This is a genomic window from Mesorhizobium sp. M7A.T.Ca.US.000.02.2.1 (assembly GCF_003996995.1).
Classification (GTDB): domain Bacteria; phylum Pseudomonadota; class Alphaproteobacteria; order Rhizobiales; family Rhizobiaceae; genus Mesorhizobium.
This window is the reverse complement of the sequence record NZ_RZTT01000790.1, coordinates 1-1106: the sequence shown is the minus strand read 5'-3', so window position 1 is coordinate 1106 and position 1106 is coordinate 1. Positions and strand designations below refer to the sequence as shown.

Annotated in this window: 2 protein-coding genes; both read left to right on the top strand. The window is 66.0% G+C overall.

Translation table 11 applies throughout. The features are described 5' to 3' along the window. Positions 1 to 360 (top strand): hypothetical protein (locus EOD15_RS36390; protein ID WP_210212219.1); only part of this gene is annotated, 360 nt, incomplete at its 5' end. 158 nt (positions 361 to 518) lie between these two features. After that, a partial coding sequence (locus EOD15_RS34655) for an ArdC-like ssDNA-binding domain-containing protein (RefSeq protein WP_127409319.1) occupies positions 519 to 1106 on the top strand: 588 nt, incomplete at its 3' end.

Sequence of the window (1106 nt, the reverse complement as noted above, 5' to 3'; positions counted from 1 at the left end):
GTGACGGCCTGCCTCGCCGAGGCCCTTCTACGGCACGCCGTCCACCTGCAGGGCCAGGAACACCCCGAGCGGCCGCAAGCAGCCGCCATTCTCGAGGCCGACGCCGGCATTACCACGAGCATCCCCGCGATCGCCGGGGAAATCGCCCTGACGGATGCACCCGACCACCACCAGGTCACCCATTTCCGAGCCGCATGGAGCGACCCACAGCCGTCTTTGTGCAAATTCGCGGATCTGTTCCGGCCATCTTTGTGCAAATTCGCTCGGTTGTCCCTCTCCGGGGCGCAGGACCGCATGGAGGGCGCATTGGCCGGATGCTGGCCAGGCGTACGCGCGGCATGGACAAGGGGCTCTTTTTGAACCGTGCGGCAGAGGGGAGCAAGGCTGCTACAGGCCGCACCGCAAGCAAGGGCAAGCCCTCCTCCACTCCGTTTCGGCCCTATGGGTGCATGCGCCGCTAATGGCCCTACGCCGCTGGAGGCTCCCGCCGCACTGGCGGTTCAAAAAGGAGCCAGACCATGCAAAACAAGCGCGACACCTATCAGACCATCACCGACACCATTCTTGCCGCCCTCGAAAACTGCGGCCCTTGCGAACGCCCCTGGGTCGGCCCGTCGCTGACCATGCCGGTCAACGCCGTGTCCGGACACGAGTATCGCGGCACCAACGTGGTGATGCTGTGGGTAGCCGCCCAAGAGGCGGGCTACTCGGAAAATGCCTGGGCGACCTTCAAGCAGTGGTCCGAGAAGGGCGCAACCGTCCGCAAGGGCGAAAAAGGCACCCCCGTCATCTGGTTCAAGATGCTCGATCGCAAGGACGCTGACGCCGGCGACGACGAGAATGGCCGCCGCATCCCCTGCGCCCGCCTGAGCTGGGTGTTCAACGTCGCCCAGGTGGACGGCTACGAGCCCGAGAAGGGCCGCACGCCGGAGGACAACCAGGTGTCGCCGATCGCGCAGGCCGAAGCGCTGATCGCTGCCAGCGGCGCCAAGATCACGCACCAGGGCGCGCAAGCCTTCTACCGCCCCAGCAGCGACGAAATCGTGCTGCCGCCGCAGCACCTGTTTACCGGCACCAGCACCAGCAGCGCCACCGAGGCTTACTAC